We start from the raw sequence: 19,038 nt of genomic DNA on the forward strand, positions 1-19,038 counted from the left end.
CCGTCTTGTCCCGATTTGCCGACGGATGTGTAACAGGGGTTAGCGAGGCCATGGCCTGAGGGAATCTCAGCGTCATGAACCACAACGCACCCCTCCCCCTCGCCCACCTCACCGACAACCGCCCCCGCGTGCTGTCGCTGGCCCAGCTCCGCGAGCACGGGGTCACCGCCTCCGACGCCGCCGAGCGGTCCTGGCAGCAGATCCTGCCGGGGGTGTTCCTGCTCCACACCGGTACCGCGACCAGCGAGGAGCGGCTGCACGCGGCGCTGCTCTACGCGGGGCGCCGCGGGGACGAGGTCATGATCACCGGGCTGGCCGCCCTCGCCCTGTACCGGTTCTCCTCCGCCCCCGCCCTGCTCGGCCTCCCCCAGATCGACGTGCTCGTCCCGAACACCCGCCGGCTGCGCTCCGCCGGACAGGTCCGCATCGTCCGGACGCACACCCCGCCCCGGCCGGTCGAGGTCACCGGGCTGCCCGTGGCCCCCGTGGCCCGCGCCGTCGCCGACGCCGTCGCCCACCTCTCCGACGCCGGTACGGTCCGCCGCCTGCTCAGCGAAGCCGTCCGCGGCGGGCACTGCGAACCGGCCGCCGTGGTGCGGGAGCTGACGGTGGCCCGGCTGCTGAACCGCCCGCACGTGGTGGACGCCGTCGAGTCGCTGCTCGCCGAGGGCCGGGCCATCGCCGAAGACCGCCTGTACCAGCTCGTACGGGGCTACGAGCTCCCCGAGCCCGTCTGGAACGTGGACCTGCGGCTGCCCGGCGGCCCGCACCTCGGCGGGGTCGACGCGTACTGGCCGGAGCAGGCGGTGGCCGTGGAGATCGACACCCGGGCCCCGCGCCAGGGCGAGGACGAGGCCTGGTCGGAGTCCGTCCGCAAGCGGGAGACCCTGGAGCGGTGCGGGATCACCGTCCTGCACATCACCCCGCGCAAGCTCCGCGACTGGCCCGAGCAGCAGGCGGCGGTCGTACGGACCGCCCTGACGGCGTCCGCCGACCGCGAGCCCGCCGCCTACCTCGTGGTCCTGCCCAGGTGACGGCCCTACCGCTGGAAGCTCTACCGCGGAACGCCCTAACGCCGAAACCCCTACCGCCGAACGCCCTACCGCGCAGGCTGCCAAGGCGGCGCGGGCAGCGCCGGATTGGCCGGCGAGTACTCCGGGGCGCTCCACCGCAGCCGCCCCGGGTGCACGCTCTCCACCACCGACTCGACCCGGAAGCGGACCCGCCGCTCCCCGCCCGCCCCGAACTCGGGCTCCGCCCGCCCGCTGAGCTGGAGCAGCGCGCCGCTCTCCCAGTCGGGGAACAGCAGCCCGGCCCGCGGGTCCGCCAGCAGGTTCCCCAGCGTCAGGAACATCGCGTTGCCCGCGTAGTCCGGCCAGGCCAGCTCGGTCGGGGACAGCACCTCGACGAAGCCCGGCATTCCGCCCCGATGGCTCGCGTCGGCCCCGTCCGCCCCCGCGGAGGTGGCGACGAAGAAGGTGTCGGCGGCGCGGACGGCCCGTTCCTGGTCGGGGGTGAGCGCGCCCCCGCGCCGCACGACACCGGCTCCTTCGGCGACGAGCTGGACAGGCTGCCGCCTCTGGAGGTACTTGGGACAGTTGGCGAAGACCCGTTCGGCCGCCAGCGCGAACCCGCCGGCGGTCACCTCCAGGGTTCCGCCCAGTCGCATCCGGCGCCGGGTGCGCGGGTCGAGGGAGATGGTCCCGACCCGGGTGCCGACGGTGGCCAGCGCCTCGGCGAGCGGATCGCCCTCGGGAATTCCCCCCTTGACCGCGACCCGGTCCGGCCCGGTGGCCCGTACGAAGCCGGGGGCGCCGGTCAGCAGTGAGGCCCAGAGCAGACCTCCCGGATCGGCCGCGCCGACGACCAGGTGCGGCTGAAGCCCCAGGAAGGCGGCCGCCACGTTCGTGATGTGCGGGGTGATGGACTGGCCGACGTGCACGGCGTGCTCCCGGACGCCGACGCGCTCCTGGATGGCCAGCGAGCCCCAGTGGTACCCGGACATCAGAAGAACCCGCAGGCCGGGGTCCCTGTGGTGGCCACGTGGCCGGTGCGCAGCTTGCCGATGACGGTCGTCACAACGGTTCCTTCCCCAGAACCACGTTCTTCCGAACCCTCTAAATTGAGGTTAGGGGTTAGAAATGGAGGAGTCAACCGCTCACGTAGTATTGAGGGGTTAGTGCCACGAGGAGGCGGACATGACGACGGCGGACCCACGACCCCTGACCGGGGAACCGGTGGCCCTGGACCTGCTGAACACCCGGTGGGTCCAGGACGGGGAAAGCGTCGACCTCTTCGCGGGGGCCTTCGGGCTCACCCGTGTCGAAGGGCTCGCCCTCTGGCTGGAGAGCACGGGACTGGCCGGCCGCTTCCGCGCCGACGCCGCGACCCTGGTCCACCTGCTCACCGCCCGCGAGTCCCTGGCCCGCGCGGTCGCGGACCCCGCCGACGAGAGCGCCCGCGCCCTGGTCGACGCCGTCCTGGAGCACGGACGGATCCGGGTCACCCTGACCGCCGAAGGGATCGGCGAGCGGACCGAGTTCGACGACCCGACCTGGGGTCCGGCCTGGACGGCCGCCCGCGACTACCTGGAGCTGCTGGGCTCCGGTCCCGACCGGATCCGCAAGTGCGCCTCCGAAGCTTGCGTGCTGCACTTCCACGACACCTCGCGCAACGGCACCCGGCGCTGGTGCTCGATGGCCGCGTGCGGAAACCGGGCGAAAGCATCCCGACACTACGCGCGCACGCGCGAGCGCTGAACGCCCCGAAGTTGTCACACCCGATCCGAGACCGGGGCCCGTACCGGCCCTGACGCACGGTCGGGAAATCTACAAATCCATGTTCTGACCCGAAGGTTCGCACCGGTTCGTTCCGGTACGAGCCTTCTGGCGTATGCCCCGAGCTGGCGGGAGTCCGCCATGGCAGGTATCGGTCCGTGACAACTCTCCCCAAAGAGCGGTCGCTTACGCGAGGCTGACCGGTCATCCGGCACCGAAATCCGGACCGTACCTTTCACTTAGCCAGGGATGCTGATGACCCTCGACTCCCCCAGCTCCATACCCGGGGCCCGACGCGCCGCGCGCGTCGCGGCCGCGGCCGGCCTGGTGGCCGCCCTCGCGGCCACCGGTGCCATGCCCGTCTTCGCGGCGACCGGCTCGAATACCCCCGCGCCCAACCCCGCGGTGAAGTCGGCCGACCAGAAGCTCGGCTCGGCCGACGCCGAGCTGCTCCAGGAAGCCAAGACCAAGGGCGAGAAGACCGTCACGGTCATGGTCGCGACGGCCCCCGGCGAGACCCAGCAGGTGGCCAAGCAGCTCGACGACGTCCCGGGCGCCTCGGTGGGCCGGACGTACGACAAGCTCGGCTACGTGCGCGCCACCCTGCCGACCGACAAGGCGGATGCCGCGCTGAAGGCGGCCGCCAAGCTGTCCTCCGTGCACGGCATCGACCTGCGGCACGAGATCCAGCTCCCGGACCCCCGTCCGGACTCGGATCGCGAGACCGGGACGGTGAAGCGGACCGCCGCCGAGACCTACCCCGGGCCGGGCAAGACCACCCCGGCGAAGAACCCGTACAACCCGGTCTTCGAGACGGGTGCGCTGGACTTCCTCAAGAAGAACCCGAAGGCCGACGGCCGCGGCGTGACCATCGGCATCATGGACTCGGGCGTCGACCTCGGCCACCCGGCGCTCCAGAAGACCACCACCGGCGAGCGCAAGATCGTCGACTGGGTCACCGCGACCGACCCGATCACCGACAGCGACGCCACGTGGCGGCCGCAGATCACCCCGGTCGCCGGTGGCACCTTCACCGCGGGCGGCGGCAGCTGGAAGGCTCCGGAGGGCTCGTTCCAGTGGAGCCGCTTCACCGAGTCGATCACCGCCAACGGTGACATGCAGGGCGACGTCAACCGGGACGGGGACACCACCGACCGGTTCGGCCTGCTCTACGACCCGGTCGCCGGGACCGTCCGCGTCGACACCGACCAGGACAACGACTTCACGAACAACGAGCCGATGAAGCCGTACAAGGACGGCTACCAGATCGGCTACTTCGGCACGGACAACCCGGCGACCGAGGTCGCCGAGCGCATCCCGTTCGTGATCGAGATCCGCAAAGACGTCCCGATGGACCCGTTCGGCGGCGACTGGGTCGGCAAGAAGGCCGACTTCGTCAACATCGGCATCATCGAGGGCACGCACGGCACGCACGTAGCGGGCATCACCGCCGCCAACGGCCTGTTCGGCGGCGCGATGAACGGCGAGGCGCCCGGCGCCAAGCTCGTCTCCTCGCGCGCCTGCTCCTGGTCCGGCGGCTGCACCAACATCGCGCTGACCGAGGGCATGATCGACCTCGTCGTCAACCGCGGCGTGGACATCGTCAACATGTCGATCGGCGGCCTGCCGGCCCTGAACGACGGCAACAACGCGCGCACCGAGCTCTACAAGAACCTCATCGACACCTACGGTGTCCAGCTCGTCATCTCGGCGGGCAACGAGGGCCCCGGCATCAACACCATCGGCGACCCCGGTCTCGCGGACAAGGTCATCTCCGTCGGTGCGTCGGTCTCCAAGGAGACCTGGGCGGCCAACTACGGCTCCGGTGTGGCCAAGAAGTACAACATGTTCCCCTTCTCCTCCCGTGGTCCGCGTGAGGACGGCGGCTTCACGCCGACCATCACGGCCCCCGGCGCCGCCATCAACACCGCGCAGACCTGGATCCCGGGCGCGCCGGTGAAGGAGGCCGGCTACACCCTGCCGGCCGGCTACGCGATGCTCCAGGGCACCTCGATGTCCTCGCCGCAGGCGGCGGGCGCGAGCGCCCTGCTGATCTCGGCGGCCAAGCAGCAGAAGATCGCCCTCACCCCGGCGGTCCTGCGCATCGCGCTCACCAGCAGCGCGAAGAAGATCGAGGACGTTCCGGCGCACGCCCAGGGCGCGGGCCTGATCAACATCCCCGGCGCATGGGAGTCCATCCAGCGCGGCGCGAAGGCCAACGAGTTCACCGTCAAGGCGCCGGTCGACACCGCGATCGACCAGTTCCTGAAGACCCCGGGCTTCGGCACCGGCGTCTACGACCGTGAGGGCGGCCTGAAGGTCGGCCAGAAGAAGGTCTACGACGTCGTCGTCACCCGCACCACGGGCGTCAAGTACGGCACCCCGCACGAGCTGAGCTGGCGCAACAACGACGGCACGTTCAAGGTCATCGGCGGCTACGACTACGTCACCCTGCCGCTGAACAAGCCCGTCACCATCAAGGTCGAGGCCAAGGCCACGACGGCCGGCGTCCACAGCGGCATCCTGCAGCTCGACGACCCCCTCACCGAGGGCATCGACAAGCAGATCCTCTCCACGGTCGTCGTCTCGACCCCGCTGGCGAAGCCCTCGTTCAGCTACTCGAACACCTCGTCCGTGCAGCGCAACAGCCACAAGTCCTACTTCGTGACCGTCCCGGCGGGCGCGAAGACCCTCGAGGTCTCCCTCGGCGGACTCGCGGCGGGCAGCCAGACGCGCTTCATCTCGCTCCACCCGTACGGTGTGGGCGTCGAGGACAGCGCGACGACCCAGTGCTACCCGAACTACGACAACCCGGCCAACCAGTGCCGCCCCGACCTGCGTTCGTACCCGAACCCGCAGCCGGGCGTCTGGGAGATCGAGGTCGAGTCGCGCCGTACGTCGCCGCTGCTCGACAACCCGTTCAAGCTGGACGTGTCCGTGCTCGGCGCGGCCTTCGACCCCGCGGTCAAGGTCCTGCCCGAGGTCAAGCTCGGCACCCCGGCGCCGGTCGAGTGGACCGTGAAGAACGACGGGGCCGCCATCACCGGCGGCAAGCTCCAGGGCGGTCCGCTCGGCTCCGCGAAGGTCGCCAAGCCGACCATCGCCGCCGGTGAGACCCACACCACCGAGGTCGTCATCGGCGAGGGCGTCTCCCGCCTCGACATCGCGATCGGCAAGGTGTCCGACGCCGCCGCCGACCTCGACCTGGACGTGTACAAGGACGGCATCAAGGTCGGCTCCTCCGCCGACGGCGACTCCGAGGAGGCCGTGAGCCTCGTCAACCCGGCCGCGGGCACCTACACCATCGAGGTGTTCGGCTACGCGATCCCGTCCGGCTCCACCGCGTACGACTACCGCGACGTCTACTACTCGGCCGCCCTGGGCGCCGTCCAGGTCGACGAGGCCGCCGCGGTCAACCTCGCCAACGGTGCTTCGGCTGCCGTCTCCGCGAACGTGCTGGTCAACAGCGCCGCTCCGGAAGGCCGCCAGTTCTTCGGCGAGGTCAAGCTGCTCAACGCCCGCGGCACCGCCGCCGGCACCGGCAGCGTGCAGATCGAGAAGGTCCTCCCGTAACCCGGTAGGAGCCTGAACACAGCGGGGGCGGTGCTCGTCAGAGCACCGCCCCCGCCTGTTTCCCCCGCCGGTGTCCCCTCCGGCTTCCCCCCTCGGGTGCGGGCTACTTCCCCAGCGAGCCCAGGTCCTGTGCGTACGTGCCCACCGCGTGGGCGATCACGTCCAGGTTGGTGTCGAAGGCCTTCAGATCGATGTTCTTCAGGGTGTCCCCCGCCCCGTGGTAGTTCGGGTCGTACGGGGCCCCGGCCGTGCCGCCGTACCGCGCGGCCTGCTCCGGCGTCTTGATGCCCTCGGCACCGGTGAAGGTGCCGCCGGCCGGGATGCCGTTCGCGATGAAGGGGCCGTAGTCGGAGCGGCCGTCGAAGTCGCTGCCCTCGTGCGGCTTGCCCTTCTTGTCGAGGAAGCCGTTGATCAGCGCCTCGATCTGCGCGGAGCCGGCCGGCCCGGCACCCTCGCCCGTCTTGTCCGAGTCGTCGCCGTCGTAGACGAACTGCACCGGGTTCGGCGAGGCGATCATGTCGAAGTTCAGGTACAGGGCGATGTCCTTCTTCTGCTGCTCGGACAGCTGCGCCACGTAGTGCTCGGAGCCCAGCAGGCCGAGCTCCTCCGCCGACCACCAGGCGAAGCGGACCTTGTTGGCGGTCTGCTTGCCCTTGCCCTTCTTGTTGGCGCCCTCGTCCGCGAGCTCGAGGGCCACCTCCAGCAGGCCGGCCGAGCCGGACCCGTTGTCGTTGATGCCCGGGCCCTCGGGGACCGAGTCCAGGTGGGCGCCGACCGTGACCACGCGGTCCGCGCGGCCGCCGCGGGTCTCGGCGATCACGTTGCGCGTGGTCTTCTTCACGTGCTCCTGGTCGAGCTCCAGCCGCACGCTCACCTCGCCCTTGGCCGCGGCCGCGGTCAGTGCCTGCCCGTCGGCGAGGGTGATGCCGGCGCTCGGGATGATCCCCTCGGCGGGCGAGGAGAAGCTGCCGCGGACCGGGGTGGTCCCGCTGTGGTTGTAGACGATCACGCCGATCGCGCCCGCCGCGGCGGCGGCCCGCTGCTTCTCGACGAAGGTGCAGGTGCCGCGCTTGACCAGGGCGATCTTCCCGGTGAAGGCGCCGGCCGCGTAGTCCTCGGCTTCGCAGCCGGGGCTCTCGTCGACCCGGGCGAGGGCGAGCGCGGCGGTCAGACCGCCGGCCGGGGTCGACTTGGTGAAGGTGAAGGCGGCGGTGGCCAGCTCCCGGGAGGCCTCGCCGCCCGCACCGCCGAGGACGGTGGTCTTCTCCGTCCTCGTGCGCGCCTCGTAGATGTCGAAGTCCTGGTACGAGACCTGGTACCCGGCCTTCTTGAGGGTGTCGTGGACGTAGGCGGCGGAGGCCGCGTGGCCGGGCGTGCCGGCGGCGCGGTTGCCGCCGTTGGCGTCGGCGATCTGCTGGAACTTCGCCAGGTGGCGGTAGGCGCCGCGGGCGGTGACCTCCTCCACCAGCTCCTTGGCCAGCCGGCCCTCGCGCGGGTGGGCGGCCGCCGGGGCGGCGGCGAGCAGGACGGGCGCGGCGACGGCGGCGGCCGCGAGGGCGGCGAGCGCCGGTATGGACCGGCGGCGGTGGCGGATGGCACGCACGGTGATTCTCCCCGAGTTCGAATGACGGAACGCCCGTCCGGATTGCGGACGCGACAGACGGGACCGTAATCGGCCGCGACCAGGCGAAACGCCCACCGGGCGGCGGTGCAACACGGCCGCCACGGAGTTGTCACGGGGGTTCACACGCAGAACACCGTCCGCTCCTCGGACAATGGATTGGACAAGGCTCGTGGGGTCGAACGCATGATGGCTTCACGCGCGCCCGCGTCGTACGTACGAAGAGGAGTCACCGTGAGGGTCGGAATCGTCGGAGCCACCGGACAGGTCGGCGGAGTCATGCGCGGCATCCTCGCCGAGCGCAAGTTCCCGGTGGACGAGCTGCGGCTGTTCGCCTCGGCCCGTTCGGCCGGCTCCACCCTCGAGTGGGAGGGCCGGGAGATCACCATCGAGGACGCCTCCACGGCCGACTACTCCGGCCTGGACATCGTGCTCTTCTCCGCGGGCGGCGCCACCTCCAAGGCCCTCGCCGAGAAGGTCGCCTCGCAGGGCGCCGTCGTGATCGACAACTCCTCCGCCTGGCGCCGCGACCCCGAGGTCCCCCTCGTCGTCTCCGAGGTCAACCCGCACGCGATTCGCAACCGCCCCAAGGGCATCATCGCGAACCCGAACTGCACCACGATGGCCGCGATGCCGGTGCTGCGCCCGCTGCACGACGAGGCCGGTCTGACGGCGCTGATCGCCACCACCTACCAGGCCGTGTCCGGCTCGGGCCTGGCGGGCGTCGCCGAGCTCAAGGGCCAGGCCTGCGCGGTCTCCGAGGCGGCCGACCAGCTGACCTTCGACGGCGACGCGGTGGAGTTCCCCGAGCCCGCCGTCTACAAGCGGCCGATCGCCTACAACGTGATCCCGCTCGCCGGCTCGATCGTCGACGACGGCTCCTTCGAGACCGACGAGGAGCAGAAGCTCCGCAACGAGTCCCGCAAGATCCTGGAGATCCCGGAGCTCAAGGTCTCGGGCACCTGCGTGCGCGTGCCGGTCTTCGCCGGCCACTCCCTCCAGGTCAACGTCCGCTTCGAGCGTCCGCTGAGCGTGGAGCGCGCCTACGAGCTGCTGGGGGACGCCCCGGGCGTCGAGCTCTCGGAGATCCCGACCCCGCTGCAGGCCGCCGGCAAGGACGCCTCGTACGTGGGCCGCATCCGCGTCGACGAGACCACCGAGAACGGCCTCGCGCTGTTCCTCTCCAACGACAACCTGCGCAAGGGCGCCGCGCTGAACGCGGTCCAGATCGCGGAGCTGGTCGCGGAGGAGCTGCGCGGCTGATCCCGCTCGCACCATCGAGTCGAAGGGCGGCACCGTCACGGTGCCGCCCTTCGGCGTTCCCTACGGGATTCCTCCCTACGGCGTTTCGCCCTGTGCCCGGCGGGCCTCGAAGAGGTAGCAGCCGTACTCGGCCGAGCGGACGTGGACGAGCTCGGTCCGCGGATCCTCGAAGGCCTCCGTCAGCGCCCGCCCGACCACCGCTTCCGGGTCTTCGGCGAGGTCGAGGACCCGCCCGCCGAGGATGTGGCCGGCCGCGTCGTAGCGGCGGGCCGTGCGCAGGGCCCCCGGGTGAGCGAAGGGAAGGCCCGTCGCCGGCGCCGGTCCCCCGCAGTCGGCGGCGTGGATGAACACCGGGCCCTGCTCGTCGTAGGCCCCCGGGTCGACGCCGGTCGTGGCGGCCCAGCGGCGCAGCGGGGCGTACGCGACGAGGGCGATCCGCTCGCCGGGGGCGCTGCGGCGCAGGCAGCAGCGCAGCGGGGCGCCGCCCTCCGGGTCCTCGTACGGCGAGCAGGGCCGTCCGGCGTCGTCGAGGGTGCGCAGCCGGGCGAGGACGGGTGGGGCGATGGCGAGCACGGTGTGGGTGGTCATGGGGTCCAGGGTGCGCCCCGCGGACCGGTCTGAGCTGGCAGAAATCGGACGTCGAGTTTCGCCCGTGGATTACTCCGGCGCGGTGGCCCGGCCCGCGTGGAAGGATGGGCCGGAACGTCACCATCGAAGGAGATGACCGCGTGCCAGGCACGAATCTGACCCGTGAAGAGGCTCAGCAGCGCGCAAAGCTGCTCAGTGTCGACTCGTACGAGATCGAGCTCGATCTCAGCGGCGCGCAGGAGGGTGGCACATACCCCTCCGTGACCACCGTGCGCTTCCAGTCCGCCGAGGCCGGCGCCGAGACCTTCATCGACCTGGTCGCTCCGGCCGTGCACGAGGTCGTCCTCAACGGCAAGTCGCTCGACGTGGCCGCGGTCTTCCGGGATTCCCGGATCGCGCTCGCGCACCTGGCCGCCGGGGCCAACGAGCTCCGCGTCGTCGCCGACTGCGCGTACACGAACACCGGTGAGGGTCTGCACCGCTTCGTCGACCCGGTCGACGAGCAGGCGTACCTGTACACCCAGTTCGAGGTCCCGGACGCGCGCCGCGTGTTCGCGAGCTTCGAGCAGCCCGACCTGAAGGCGACGTTCCGGTTCACCGTGACGGCCCCCGCGGGCTGGACGGTCATCTCGAACTCCCCGACGCCGGACGCTCCGGCGGACAACGTCTGGCGCTTCGAGCCCACCCCGCGCATCTCCACGTACATCACGGCCCTGATCGTCGGTCCGTACCACGCGGTGCACAGCTCCTACGAGGGCGCGGACGGGCAGTCCGTCCCGCTCGGCATCTACTGCCGTCCCTCGCTCGCCGAGTTCCTCGACGCCGACGAGATCTTCGACGTGACCCGGCAGGGCTTCACCTGGTTCCAGGAGAAGTTCGCGTACGACTACCCGTTCGCGAAGTACGACCAGCTCTTCGTGCCGGAGTTCAACGCGGGCGCGATGGAGAACGCGGGCGCGGTGACCATCCGCGACCAGTACGTCTTCCGCTCGAAGGTCACGGACGCGGCGTACGAGACGCGCGCCGAGACGATCCTGCACGAGCTCGCCCACATGTGGTTCGGCGACCTCGTCACCATGGAGTGGTGGAACGACCTGTGGCTGAACGAGTCGTTCGCCACCTACACCTCCATCGCCTGCCAGGCGTACGCGGAGGGCTCGAAGTGGCCGCACGCCTGGACCTCCTTCGCCAACTCCATGAAGACCTGGGCGTACCGGCAGGACCAGCTGCCCTCCACGCACCCGATCATGGCCGACATCCGTGACCTGGACGACGTCCTGGTCAACTTCGACGGCATCACGTACGCCAAGGGCGCCTCGGTCCTCAAGCAGCTCGTGGCCTACGTCGGCCAGGACGCCTTCTTCAAGGGCGTGCAGGCCTATTTCAAGGCGCACGCCTTCGGGAACACGCGCCTGTCGGACCTGCTGGGCGCCCTGGAGGAGACCTCCGGCCGCGACCTGACCGCCTGGTCGAAGGCGTGGCTGGAGACGGCCGGCATCAACATCCTGCGCCCCGAGATCGAGACGGACGAGAACGGCTCCATCACCGCCTTCGCCGTCCGCCAGGAAGCCCCGGCGCTGCCCGCCGGCGCCAAGGGCGAGCCGGTCCTGCGCCCGCACCGCATCGCGGTCGGTCTCTACGACCTGATCGACGGCAAGCTGGTGCGCGGCGAGCGGATCGAGCTGGACATCGACGGCGACCTCACCGCCGTGCCGGAGCTGATCGGCCGGACCCGTCCGGCCGTGGTCCTGCTGAACGACGACGACCTGTCGTACGCCAAGGTCCGCCTCGACGAGGTGTCCCTCGCCAACGTCACCGCGCACCTGGGCGACTTCACCGAGTCGCTGCCGCGCGCGCTGTGCTGGGCCTCGGCCTGGGACATGACCCGCGACGGCGAACTGGCCACCCGCGACTACCTCGCCCTCGTCCTGTCGGGCATCGGCAAGGAGTCGGACATCGGCGTCGTCCAGTCGCTGCACCGCCAGGTCAAGCTGGCCGTGGAGCTGTACGCCGACCCGGCGTGGCGCGACCAGGGCCTGGCCATCTGGACGGAGGCCTCGCTGGAGCACCTGCGTGCGGCCGAGCCGGGCAGCGACCACCAGCTGGCGTGGGCCCGCGCCTTCGCGGCGACGGCCCGTACCGAGGAGCAGCTGACCTACCTGGCGGCGCTGCTGGACGGCTCGGCGGAGGTCAAGGGCCTGGCCGTGGACACCGAGCTGCGCTGGGCGTTCCTGGAGCGCCTGGTCGCCACCGGCGTCGCCGACGAGCCGGCCATCGCGGCCGAGCTGGAGCGGGACAAGACCGCGGCGGGCGAGCGGCACGCGGCGACCGCCCGCGCGGCGCGTCCGACGGCGGAGGCCAAGGCCGAGGCCTGGGCTTCGGTCGTCGAGGGCGATTCGCTCCCGAACGCGGTGCAGGAGGCGGTGATCGGCGGCTTCGTCCAGACCGATCAGCGCGAGCTCCTCGCCCCGTACACGGCGAAGTACTTCGCGGCGGTCAAGGAGGTCTGGGAGACCCGTAGCCACGAGATCGCCCAGCAGATCGCGGTGGGGCTCTACCCGACCCTCCAGGTCTCCGCGGAGACCCTCGCGGCGACGGACGCCTGGCTGGCCTCGGCCGAGCCCAACGCGGCCCTGCGGCGTCTCGTCTCCGAGTCCCGCGCCGGTGTCGAGCGCGCGCTGACGGCCCAGGCCGCCGACGCGGCTGCCGCTGCCGCTCAGGTCTGAGGGGCTCCCGGGCTCTGCCCGCACCCGTGAGAGCACGGTTGTCCCCCGGGTGCGGCGCCGCTCCCGGGACTCCGCCCCGGACCCCGCGCCTCAAACGCCGGCGAGGCTGGATTCGGCTGACGCCGTCCGCCCGACGAGGCTGGGTTGCCCGCAGGGCAACTCCAGCCCGTCCGGCGTTTGAGGACCGGGTCCGGGCAGAGCCCGGGGAACGGGCGAAGGGCGGGTAGGGGACCTCCGCCCCGCGCAGCGGGATAGGTCGCTGCGCGGACTCTGCCCCGCGCAGCGGCACACCCCGCAGCTGCGGCTACGGCCGGGCGGCGGCGACGGACCGCAGGGCCGCCAGGACGTGCGCCACGGCGGGCGCCGACTCCGAGCCCCGCCGCAGGGCGGCGATGACGTGCCGGGTCGGCCGGTCGTGGGACAGCACGCGGACGGCGACGCCCGAGGCGCGGCTCGCCACCATCCGGGGAACCAGTGCCACTCCCATGCCCGCCTCCACCATCGCGAGGATCGCGGTCCACCCGGACGCCGAGTGCGCCTGCTCCGGCACGAACCCCGCCGCCTCGCACGCATTGCGGGTGATCTCCGACCAGGGCCCGGAGCCCCCGTAGATCCACGGGTCCCCGGACAGGTCCGCGAGCCTCAGCTCCGCCGCGCCGGCCAGCGGGTGGTCCGGGGGCAGGGCCACGTCGAGGGGGTCCTCCAGCAGGGTCCTGCGGGTGAAGCGGGGATCGCGGGCCGTCGGGGCGTGGGCCGCGAGGGAGAGCGCGAGGTCGACGACCCCGGCGGACAGCAGCTCGTAGGACTCGGCGGCCTCGGTTTCCCGTACGCGGACCTCCACGCCGGGGTGCGAGCGCCTCAGGACGGCGACCGCCGGGACCACGAGGACCGGTACGGCGGTGGAGAAGGCCCCGATCCGGACCTCCCCCGCTTCCCCCGCGAGGTATCCGGTGAGCTCGGCGTCGGCCCGCTCCAGCTGTGCGAACACGGCCTCCGCGTGGCGCAGTACGAGGTGGGCGGCGTCGGTGAGCCGGACCCGGCGGCCCTGGGCCTCCAGCAGCGGGACCCCCAGCATCCTGGCCAGGTTGGTCAGCTGCTGCGAAACGGCCGAGGGCGTCATGTGCAGCGCCTCGGCCGTGGCGGTCACGGTCCCCTGTTCGGCGAGGGTCCGCAGGATCCGCAGCTTCTTGATGTCCCACTCGATCATGGGACCGAACCTACCGCCGGGCACCCAGACCCACGCCGCCCAGGATCAGCGCCATGCAGAGGAGCTGCGTGGGGCCGGTGGTCTCGCCGAGGAGCAGCAGGCCGAGGCCCGCGACGCAGACCGGCTGGAGGTAGTAGACGACTCCGGCGCGGGCGGCGCCGATCATCCCGATGGCCTTGTTCCAGGCGAAGAAGGCGACGGCGGAGGAGAAGACGCCGACGTACAGGAGCATTCCGGCGGTGGAGGGGGTGACCTGGAAGCCGCCCTGGACGCCGACGGACACCGCGTAGGCGGGGGCGAGCATCAGGGCGCCGAGGACGAAGGTGGTGAGCAGGAAGGCGAGGCCGCCCAGTTCGGCGGGCTTGCGCTTGAGGAGCGCGCTGTACGTGGCGAAGGAGAGGGCGGCGCCGAACATCCACAGGTCGCCGGCGGCGAAGTCGAAGCGGATCGATCCCTTGCCGACCAGGAGGAGCACGCCCAGGGCCGCGAGGGCCAGGCCGAAGGTGCGCCGGGCTCCGAGCCGTTCGCCGCCGAGGCGGGCGTACAGGGCCATGATGACCGGCGAGGCGGCCATGATCATGCCCATGTTGGAGGCGGAGGTGGTCAGTCCGGCCTGGTGCACGAGGGTGTTGTAGAGGGTGACTCCGAAGAGGGTGGCCAGGGCGATGTAGCCGAAGTGCTTGCGGATCAGGGCCCGCTGCTGCCAGGCCTGCCGGGCGGCGAAGGGGGCGACGGCCACGGTGGCGATCACCCAGCGCCAGAACACGGCCTGGACGGGCGGGATGCTGTCCGCCATGCCCCGGGTGGCGACGAAGCTGCCGGACCAGACGACCGTGGCGATCAGGGCGAGCAGGACGCCGAGACCGGCGGCCCCCTTCTTCGCCTTGCCGGGCAGCGCCTTGCCGGGCAGTGCTTGCTGCGGGACGGTCGGGATGGTGCGGACGCGGTCCGTGACGGCCACTGTGTGTCTCCCCCTCGGGGTTCGGAGTGTCGGTTCGTTGGTCTACCGTCGCACCGAGCCACCCGTCAGGTCCATCGAAACATTTTGATTGGTTCCTTCAGCAGAAGCGAACGGTTCGGCCTTCGGCTTCGGGGCGCCCGCCGCGAGCTGTCCCGCGACCGTGGCGCCGAAGGCGATCGCCATGCCCACCACCTGCACCGGCGACAGGCTCTGCCCCAGGGCGGCCCAGCCGATGACCGCGGCGGTGAGCGGCGAGAGCGGGCCGAGGAGGGTGACCGATGTGGCGGTGAGCTGCCCGATGCCGCGGATCCAGAGCCAGTACGCGATGCCGGTGTTGATCAGCATCATGTAGCCGTAGCCGAGGAAGGCCTTGCCGTCGAGGGCCGGCGGCGCCCCCTCCAGCAGCACGGCGACCGGGATGATGACCAGGCCGCCCGCGGTGAGCTGCCAGCCGGTCATGGCCAGCGGGCCGACGCCCTCCGGGCGCCCCCAGCGCTTGGTCATGACGATGCCCGCGCCCATCGAGGCGGAGGAGACCACGCCGGCCACCACCCCGACCGGATCGAGCTCCGCCTGCGCGGTCAGCACCACCATGCCGACGCCGAAGGCCGCCACGACGGCGGCGAGCACGGTCCGCAGCCGGGCCCGCTCGCCCAGGAGGAGGGCGGCGAGCCCCACGACAAACAGCGGCCCCAGGGAGCCCAGTACGGCCGCGACCCCGCCGGGCAGGCGGTAGGCGGAGAGGAACAGGAGCGGGAAGAAGGCCCCGATGTTGAGCCCGCCCAGGACGGCCGCCTTCCACCACCACTGCCCCGTGGGCAGCTTCCGCGCGAGGGCCGTGAGCAGCAGCCCGGCGGGCAGGGCCCGCATCACCCCGGTGAACAGCGGCCGGTCGGGCGGCAGCAGCTCGGAGGCCACGAAGTAGGTGGAGCCCCAGGAGATGGGGGCGAGGGCGGTCAGGACGACGGTGGTGGCGCGGTTCACGGCGGTGCTCCTCCGGCAGGATGAGTAGCTCACTTGGGAGTAGCTTAGCAGTAAGCTACTTTCCTGCGAGCTACTTTCTTGCCAACGAACAAGCGGAAGCCGGATACTGCGCCTATGACCGACAAGGACCCCGTCGACGCGATCGCGGACCAGTGGTTCGCGGTGCGCCCCGATCTGGACACCGCACCCATGGCCGTCTTCGGCCGTATCTACCGGATCTCCAAAGCCATGGGCGACGCCATGGAGAAGGCCTACGGGCGCTACGGAATCTCGCGCGGGGAGTTCGACGTCGTGGCCACGCTGCGCCGGAGCGGAACCCCGTACACCCTCTCGCCCCGCCAGCTCTCGGCCACGCTGATGCTCACCACGGGCGGGATGACGGGACGGCTGGACAAGCTGGAGAAGGCCGGGCTGCTCCGCCGCAGCCCCGATCCGGACGACCGGCGGGGGCTGCGCGTGACCATCACCGACCGGGGCCTCGCACTCATCGACGAGGCGGTCGAGGCGGGACTGGAGGTGCAGCGCGAAGCGCTCACCGGGCTGGACGCGGAGGAGATCACGGCGCTCACCGGGCTGCTGCGCAAGGTGATGGCAGGGGCGCCGTAGACACAGGAGCCCCGCAGACAGGAGCCCCGTGGACAGGGGCCCGTGGACAGGGGAGCCGGGCCGCGGAATCCGGACCCGGGTACGACTGAGCGCCGGGTGTCCTCACGGACCCCCGGCGCCTTCGTTCAGTCTTCGGTCAGCTCTCGTTCTGCGTCTTGCGCGACTTGTCGCCGACCATCACCAGACCGGTGATGAGCAGGAACAGCACGATCGGCGCGGCCACGTAGAGGCCGAGCGTCTCGGCGACGCTCAGGCCCGGACCCGGGTCGTCGCCGTCGTCACGGGTGAGCGCGAGGGCGGGAGACGTCATCAGCAGCATCATCAGCGTCGTTCCGGCCGTGACGGCGCCGGCGCGCAGAGCGTTCTTCTTGTCCACGGTGCAAACGTAGCGAACACCTAAACTCCGCGCGCGCCCGGGGGTGCCGTACGGGTTCCCACCGCCCCCCGCACCGCCCCCAGCAGGGCGTTCGCCCGCGGCGAGGCGGCCAGTGCCTCCAGGGTCAGCGGCCGGCCCTCCGCGTCGGCGACCGGGAGCCGCCAGTTGGGGTACTGGTCCCAGGTGCCGGGCAGGTTCTGCGGCCGCCGGTCCCCCACCGCGTCGGGCAGCCAGACCCCCACCAGCCGGGCCGGGGTGCGCAGCAGGAACCCGTACAGGGACCGCACGGCCGCCTCCTCGCCCTTGGTGTCGAGCCCGAGGTCCTCCAGTACGTCCAGCCAGCGCGCGGTGTCGGCGGCGTCCTCGGCGCGCTCCCGCTCCGCCGGGCGGGTCAGCAGGCCCAGCCGGTCGCGCAGTTCCACGTGGGAGCCGGCCAGTTTGGCGGCCGTGGGCGGCAGATCGTGGGTGGTCACGGTGGCCAGGCAGTCGGCCCGCCAGCGCTCCGGCTCCAGCGGCTCCCCGTCCCCGCCCCAGTCGCGCTCGAACCAGAGCACCGAGGTGCCCAGCACCCCGCGCCGGGCCAGCGCCTGACGGACCCCCGGCTGCACGGTGCCGAGGTCCTCGCCGATGACCAGGGCCCCCGCCCGGTGGGCCTCCAGGACCAGCAGGGCGAGCATCGCCTCCCCGTCGTACGAGACGTACGCGCCTTCGGCGGGCGGGGCCCCTTCCGGGATCCACCAGAGCCGGAACAGTCCCATGACGTGGTCGATGCGCAGGGCGCCCGCGTACCGGAACACCCCCCGCAGCAGGGCCCGCAGCGGCGCGTACCCGGTGTCGGCCAGCCGGTCGGGCCGCCACGGGGGCAGCCCCCAGTCCTGGCCGCGCGCGTTGAAGGCGTCCGGCGGGGCGCCGACGCAGACGGCCCGGGCGTAGTGGGGGGCTCCGAAGGGGGCTCCGGTGGCGTCCGAGCCCTCGGGGTGCACCCCGACGGCCAGGTCGTGCACGATGCCGACCGCCATCCCGGCCTCCTTGGCGGCCCGCTGGGCCGCTGCGAGCTGGGCGTCGGTGAGCCAGACCAGCCAGCGGTGGAAGTCGGCCCGCACCCGCGGGTCCTCCCCGGCGTGCCCGGCGCACCAGACGGCGTGCCGGTCCAGCTCCTCACCCTGCTCGGCACGGAACTCCCCGTAGGCCGCCTCCCGTTCGGGGCTGCGCGGGACGGCGTACAGCAGCTCCAGGGCGGCCCGCTTGAGGGACCAGACGGCGTCCCGGTCGATCAGCGCCCCCTTCTCCAGCACCTCGCGCCGCAACTCCGCCCCCCGGTCGGCCAGTTCCGTGAGGGCGGCCCGGTCCGGGCAGTCGGCGTACTCGGGGACGTCCTCGATCCGCAGGTGCACCGGGTCGGGGAAGCGGCGCGAGGACGGCCGGTAGGGGGAGGGGTCGGTCGGGGTGCCGGGCACGGCCGCGTGCAGCGGGTTGACCTGGACGAAGCCGGCTCCGTGGACGCGGCCCGCCCAGCGCGCCAGCTCCGCCAGGTCGCCCAGGTCACCCATGCCCCAGGAGCGCTCGGAGAGCACCGAGTAGAGCTGGACGAGCAGCCCGTGGGTGCGCTCGGGCGCCGCCGGGGCCCGGTCGGGGGCCATGATCAGGGTGGCGCTGGCCGTGCGGCCGTCGGGGGCCTCGGCGTGGATCCGGTGCACGCCGAGCGGCGGCTCCCCCGCTTCGGCCGCACTCCAGGGCGCCCGCGGCTCCTGGGGGGCCGCCCGGCCCGCCGCCTCGGGCGGCCCGCTCCCCTCCGCCTCCAGCAGGGTCCGGGTCCCGGGCGGGAGCGCGCCCAGCTCCACGGGCGGCCGGGACCCGGCCCACCACACCATGACGCGCGGCAACAGCCGGTGCGCCGCGTCGTGTTCGGCTGCGGCCAGGTCGGCCCGCACGGACTCCGGGGTGTCCGTGTCCACCCCCAGCTGCCGCAGTACGGCGGCGACGGTGGCCTCCGGTACCCGCAGGGTGACGTCCTCGGCGGGCTGGTAGGTGGTGGCGACTCCGTACAGGGCCGCGAGCCGGGCGAGGTCGTCCATCAGGTTCCTTGTCGTCTAGTCACCCGCGGCGGCCGCCGCGGCATGGGTGGTCGGCTCGCTGGTCAGCGGGGCCTCGCAGGCGAGCGGGGGCTCACTGGTCAACGGCGCGTGCGCGGCGTCGGCGAGCGACGGCTCGCTGGTCAGGGGCAACTCGTCCGGTCCGGACTGGGCCGGCAGGTGGGCGAGCGGCGGACGCCGTTTCCGGGCGGGCACGGCGGATCCGGCGGCCGATATGGCGGCGGATATGGCGGTGGTGGCGCTGGTGGCGTTCTCGGTTTTCA

15 protein-coding genes are annotated in these 19,038 nt (G+C 72.2%); 6 read left to right on the forward strand and 9 right to left on the reverse strand.

Annotated elements, in window-relative coordinates; all coding sequences use genetic code 11:
- The first annotated feature begins 74 nt into the window (after nt 1-74).
- Nucleotides 75-1,034, forward strand: a complete 960-nt coding sequence (locus ACFWBW_RS06140; RefSeq protein ID WP_385368843.1) for a hypothetical protein — start codon at nt 75-77, stop codon at nt 1,032-1,034.
- A 65-nt stretch (nt 1,035-1,099) separates the two neighbouring features.
- Here the strand turns inward: ACFWBW_RS06140 and ACFWBW_RS06145 are convergent, their stop codons facing one another.
- On the reverse strand, nt 1,100-2,005 hold the full coding sequence (locus tag ACFWBW_RS06145) for a pyridoxamine 5'-phosphate oxidase family protein (RefSeq protein WP_385368845.1): 906 nt from the start codon (nt 2,003-2,005) through the stop codon (nt 1,100-1,102).
- 193 nt (nt 2,006-2,198) lie between these two features.
- On the opposite strand from ACFWBW_RS06145, the gene ACFWBW_RS06150 reads away from it, so the two are divergent.
- Together ACFWBW_RS06150 and ACFWBW_RS06155 are read left to right on the forward strand one after the other, a co-directional pair.
- The gene (locus tag ACFWBW_RS06150; protein ID WP_385368847.1) at nt 2,199-2,759 is read left to right on the forward strand and encodes a CGNR zinc finger domain-containing protein; all 561 of its coding nucleotides are present in this window, start codon (nt 2,199-2,201) and stop codon (nt 2,757-2,759) included.
- Nucleotides 2,760-3,032: 273 nt separating this feature from the next.
- Nucleotides 3,033-6,350 (forward strand): S8 family serine peptidase, encoded by a 3,318-nt coding sequence (locus tag ACFWBW_RS06155; RefSeq protein ID WP_385368849.1) that lies wholly within the window; start codon nt 3,033-3,035, stop codon nt 6,348-6,350.
- 103 nt (nt 6,351-6,453) lie between these two features.
- Here the strand turns inward: ACFWBW_RS06155 and ACFWBW_RS06160 are convergent, their stop codons facing one another.
- Nucleotides 6,454-7,953, reverse strand: coding sequence for a M28 family metallopeptidase (locus tag ACFWBW_RS06160; RefSeq protein WP_385368851.1), 1,500 nt, complete (start codon nt 7,951-7,953; stop codon nt 6,454-6,456).
- A gap of 252 nt (nt 7,954-8,205) precedes the next feature.
- Here ACFWBW_RS06160 and ACFWBW_RS06165 point away from each other — a divergent pair, with 252 nt between their 5' ends.
- Nucleotides 8,206-9,234 (forward strand): aspartate-semialdehyde dehydrogenase, encoded by a 1,029-nt coding sequence (locus ACFWBW_RS06165; RefSeq protein WP_385368853.1) that lies wholly within the window; start codon nt 8,206-8,208, stop codon nt 9,232-9,234.
- Nucleotides 9,235-9,309: 75 nt separating this feature from the next.
- On the opposite strand, the gene ACFWBW_RS06170 is transcribed toward ACFWBW_RS06165, so the two are convergent.
- Entirely contained in the window at nt 9,310-9,822 is a 513-nt protein-coding gene (locus ACFWBW_RS06170; RefSeq protein WP_385368855.1) for a DUF1203 domain-containing protein, read from the reverse strand.
- A 140-nt stretch (nt 9,823-9,962) separates the two neighbouring features.
- Between ACFWBW_RS06170 and pepN the strand changes: the two genes are divergently transcribed.
- A complete protein-coding gene (gene pepN, locus ACFWBW_RS06175) occupies nt 9,963-12,548 on the forward strand; it encodes an aminopeptidase N (protein WP_385368857.1) in 2,586 nt (861 codons plus the stop codon).
- Between the two features lie 304 nt (nt 12,549-12,852).
- Here pepN and ACFWBW_RS06180 read toward each other — a convergent pair whose 3' ends face one another.
- Genes ACFWBW_RS06180 through ACFWBW_RS06190 form a run of 3 tightly spaced genes read right to left on the reverse strand, consistent with a single transcriptional unit; the run spans nt 12,853 to nt 15,700 of the window.
- Entirely contained in the window at nt 12,853-13,755 is a 903-nt protein-coding gene (locus tag ACFWBW_RS06180) for a LysR family transcriptional regulator (protein WP_385368859.1), read from the reverse strand.
- A 10-nt stretch (nt 13,756-13,765) separates the two neighbouring features.
- Nucleotides 13,766-14,716 (reverse strand): DMT family transporter, encoded by a 951-nt coding sequence (locus ACFWBW_RS06185; protein WP_385368861.1) that lies wholly within the window; start codon nt 14,714-14,716, stop codon nt 13,766-13,768.
- A 42-nt stretch (nt 14,717-14,758) separates the two neighbouring features.
- The gene (locus ACFWBW_RS06190; protein ID WP_385368863.1) at nt 14,759-15,700 is read right to left on the reverse strand and encodes an EamA family transporter; all 942 of its coding nucleotides are present in this window, start codon (nt 15,698-15,700) and stop codon (nt 14,759-14,761) included.
- A 114-nt stretch (nt 15,701-15,814) separates the two neighbouring features.
- On the opposite strand from ACFWBW_RS06190, the gene ACFWBW_RS06195 reads away from it, so the two are divergent.
- Entirely contained in the window at nt 15,815-16,306 is a 492-nt protein-coding gene (locus tag ACFWBW_RS06195; protein WP_385368865.1) for a MarR family winged helix-turn-helix transcriptional regulator, read from the forward strand.
- Between the two features lie 136 nt (nt 16,307-16,442).
- Here ACFWBW_RS06195 and ACFWBW_RS06200 read toward each other — a convergent pair whose 3' ends face one another.
- Genes ACFWBW_RS06200 through ACFWBW_RS06210 form a run of 3 tightly spaced genes read right to left on the reverse strand, consistent with a single transcriptional unit; the run spans nt 16,443 to nt 18,970 of the window.
- Nucleotides 16,443-16,682: a hypothetical protein gene (locus ACFWBW_RS06200; RefSeq protein WP_385368867.1), complete on the reverse strand. Its 240-nt coding sequence runs from the start codon at nt 16,680-16,682 to the stop codon at nt 16,443-16,445.
- 20 nt (nt 16,683-16,702) lie between these two features.
- Nucleotides 16,703-18,757 carry a 4-alpha-glucanotransferase gene (locus ACFWBW_RS06205; RefSeq protein ID WP_385368869.1) on the reverse strand — a complete coding sequence of 685 codons (2,055 nt, stop codon included), beginning with the start codon at nt 18,755-18,757 and terminating at the stop codon, nt 16,703-16,705.
- 15 nt (nt 18,758-18,772) lie between these two features.
- Nucleotides 18,773-18,970: a hypothetical protein gene (locus ACFWBW_RS06210; protein ID WP_385369051.1), complete on the reverse strand. Its 198-nt coding sequence runs from the start codon at nt 18,968-18,970 to the stop codon at nt 18,773-18,775.
- Nucleotides 18,971-19,038: the final 68 nt, after the last annotated feature.

Source organism: Streptomyces sp. NPDC059957 (assembly GCF_042730015.1).
In the GTDB taxonomy this organism is placed as follows: Bacteria; Actinomycetota; Actinomycetes; order Streptomycetales; family Streptomycetaceae; genus Streptomyces.